The following is a 3,418-nucleotide window of genomic DNA, read 5'->3' as shown; positions in this document are numbered from 1 at the left end:
TTTCAAATATTTATTCATTTCGGATTTTATTGATTTTTTATCTTTTTTATTTAATTTTAATTTTACATCTATAATAATATATTTTCTATTTTGAAAAACGCTTTTTTTATAATCATAATCGCAATCTTCGATTCCTATATGATTATATTCAAAATTGTCGTCTATTATTCCTACGCTTTCTATAAATTCCGAAATAGAATGTTCGTAGCATCTTGCGTTCATATAAGTCGCTCCGCCAACCGTTCCTGGCAAGCCGAATAAAAATTCCAAACCGCCGAAAGAATTTTTATAAGAATGTTTAATCAAATCGACAACTTTAGCTCCCGAATAACTTAAAATGCTGTTAGAATAATTTTCAATTCTGCTAAAAAATCCAGTGAATATTATTGGAATTTCTATAATTTCGTCTACGAATAATATATTGCTTCCGCCTCCCAGAATAAAATATTTTTTTTGACTTTCTTCAAAATATTTAAGCAAATCTACAAAACCGTTTATTGTTTCGGGAATATAGAAATTTAAAGCTTTGGCATTTATTCTAAAATTATTAAATTTTTTCAAAGAAATATTTTTTTTATGCAATACTCCTTTTATATTTTCGCTCATTTTATAATCCGCATTTTATTATATTTTTTTAATTATTATTTTCCGCAATTTCTTCAATTTTAGTCGTTATGGAATTTTCTTCTCTTTTAAAAACATAAATCTCTTTAAATTTTGTTTCCTGCTTCAGTAAAATTTCTTTTTCTTTAACCATTTCCAAAATTGCCAAAAAGAAAGTAACAAGTTCTCTTTTTGTGACTCCGTTTTTGAAAAGCATAACGAAAGGGAATATTTTATTCTCCGAAAGTTTTATTCGAACCATATCAATAGCGTTGTCAATATGGAAATTAGCCATTCCCGACAAAACCGCCAAATCCGTTTCTGGAACAAATTGAATTTTCGCAAAAGAATAAACCAAATCGTAAAGTTTAATATCTTTCCAAGCGATTTCGTTATCGTCCGCATAATTATTATTCTGAAAAAATTTTATTCTTTCCGTATCTTTTCTTTCAAAAATCGAATCGGAAATTTCCTGCAATTTATCAAGCTCTTCCGAAACAATTTTATATCTTTGAAACTCGAGCATCTGTTCGACAATTTCAAATTTTAATCTGTCGGTAAATTTATCTTCGTCCATATCATGCGGAAGCAACATTTTCGATTTATATAAATGAAACTCCGAAGCGACAAGCAAAAAATCTCCCGTATAATTGAGATTCAAAGCCGCTTGTTTTTTCAAATATTCTATGAATTGGTCAATAATTTCCAAAATAGAAACTTCGTATATATTTTTTTCGCTTCTTTTAAGCATATCGAAAAGGATTGACAATGGTCCTTCGTAATCTATACTCGATAAAGAAACTTTAAATTCTTCAAAATTCGTTTTTTCCGTATTCTGTATTTCATTTTCCATAATGATTTATATTATTATAATATAAGTAAAAATTCAATAAATAAAAACTAAATTTTAAAATCAAAAACTATTCTAAAAAATTTCTTTAAATTCATAATTAGCTTTTTGCAGATTTTCCAAAACTATTTTTTTATGTTACAAACCTTTAATTTCAAGCGCCATAGTTATGAGAACATCGCCATATTCCATTGCAATTTTGCTTAAACGAGGAGCGAATGCAAGTTTGTTGTAAGCTATTACTCCGTTTAATCTCTCTCTCGCTTCTTTAATTTTTTCTATATTTATAAGTTTCATTTTTACCATCATAATTTTTATTATAAAATTCTATTTATTATAAATTATTTTTTAATAAATGAAAAGATTTTATATTTTAAAAAATTTAAAAAATAAGGTTGACAATTTTTTTAATATAATATATACTACTATTTATAGTATTACTAATTAAGATAATGGAGGATTAAAAATGACTAATAGTAATAATGGATTCTTTGGGAAATTTGGAGGAAGATTTGTTCCCGAAGAATTGGAGAAAATCTTAATCGAATTGGAGAGCGCTTTTTCGCATTATATCAAAGACAAAGATTTTTTAAACGAACTTGAAGAGTTGAGAAACGATTATATCGGCAGACCGACTCCTTTGATGTATGCAAAAAATCTATCCGAAAAAATCGGCGGAGCAAAGATTTATGTGAAGTTGGAAGGTTTGGCTCATACGGGCGCTCATAAAATCAATAACGCCATAGGGCAGGCTTTACTTGCAAAAAGAATGGGCAAGAAAAAAGTTATTGCCGAAACGGGAGCGGGACAGCATGGACTCGCAACGGCGGCGGCATGCGCAAAACTCGGACTCGAATGTTCGATATATATGGGCGAAATCGATGTTAAAAGGCAGCAACCGAATGTCGCTTCTATGGAATTATACGGAGCGAAAGTAGTCGCGGTTAAAAGAGGAGGACGAGGACTAAAGGATGCGGTGGATATGGCGTTGGAAGATTGGGTTAAAGATTTGAGCGATACTCATTATTTACTCGGAAGCGCCGTGGGACCAAGCCCTTATCCCGATATTGTGAGGACTTTTCAATCGGTAATAGGAAGAGAACTTGAAAAACAGATTGAAGAAAAAAAGTTGAATGTTAAAGCTTTAATCGCATGCGTTGGCGGAGGTTCTAACGCGATAGGATTTTTCGAGCCTTTTATAGAAAAACAAAGTCCAAAACTTATAGCGGTAGAAGGAGGCGGAATAAGTATGAAACTTGGAGAAAATGCCGTTAGGATGAAAAATCCTCACGCTAAAGATTTTACCGCTCAAGGTTATAAAAGTAAATTTATATTAAAAGAAAATGACGAAATAGCGGAAACGATGTCGATATCGGCGGGTTTGGATTATCCTGGAGTTGGACCTCAACTTGCATATTTGGGAGAAAGCGGAAGAATAGAATTTACTTACGCTACCGATAAAGAAACCGTTAATGCCGTCAAAGAATTCGCCAAAAACGAAGGCGTTATATTCGCTCTCGAAAGCGCTCATGCTGGAGCGAAGGCTATGGAATATGCCAAAAATTACAATAAGGACGATGTTATTATAGTCAATATGTCGGGCAGAGGAGACAAGGATATATTTATAACCTCGCCAATATTCCGTCCAAACGAATGGAAAAACTTTTTGAAAAGCGAATTGGAAAGATTGGAGAAAAATGTAGACATTCATAAATTTTAATTCGTTATAATAATATAATAGGCTTTGTTTAATTTATAAATGAAGCCTATTTATTTTTTTAACAATTCGATTATATCTTTATAATTATTACTGTAATTACTCTTTATTTATTTTCATTATAATAAAATTTATTATAAAAGTTAAAATATAGTTGACAAATTTTCTAAATGTTGTATAATTTACTCAATAAAAAATAATTTGTTGGGAGAAATTGGCATGAATTGTCAAAATATGAATAAAACTAC

4 protein-coding genes are annotated in these 3,418 nt (G+C 30.5%); 1 reads left to right on the top strand and 3 read right to left on the bottom strand.

Going from position 1 to position 3,418, the window contains the following annotated elements:
* From EZH24_RS08915 to EZH24_RS14125, 3 genes are all read right to left on the bottom strand, one after another.
* On the bottom strand, positions 1 to 606 hold a 606-nt coding region (locus tag EZH24_RS08915), incomplete at its 3' end, for an FAD-binding protein (RefSeq protein WP_137998810.1).
* 28 nt (positions 607 to 634) lie between these two features.
* A complete protein-coding gene (locus EZH24_RS08910; RefSeq protein ID WP_137998809.1) occupies positions 635 to 1,456 on the bottom strand; it encodes a segregation and condensation protein A in 822 nt (273 codons plus the stop codon).
* A gap of 135 nt (positions 1,457 to 1,591) precedes the next feature.
* On the bottom strand, positions 1,592 to 1,750 hold the full coding sequence (locus EZH24_RS14125) for a hypothetical protein (RefSeq protein WP_161976127.1): 159 nt from the start codon (positions 1,748 to 1,750) through the stop codon (positions 1,592 to 1,594).
* 169 nt (positions 1,751 to 1,919) lie between these two features.
* On the opposite strand from EZH24_RS14125, the gene trpB reads away from it, so the two are divergent.
* Complete coding sequence (gene trpB, locus EZH24_RS08905) at positions 1,920 to 3,173, top strand: tryptophan synthase subunit beta (RefSeq protein WP_137998808.1); 1,254 nt, start codon at positions 1,920 to 1,922, stop codon at positions 3,171 to 3,173.
* Positions 3,174 to 3,418 lie beyond the last annotated feature (245 nt).

This window comes from Brachyspira catarrhinii (assembly GCF_005518285.1).
Classification (GTDB): domain Bacteria; phylum Spirochaetota; class Brachyspiria; order Brachyspirales; family Brachyspiraceae; genus Brachyspira; species Brachyspira catarrhinii.
This window is presented reverse-complemented; position numbering and strand designations above follow the sequence as displayed.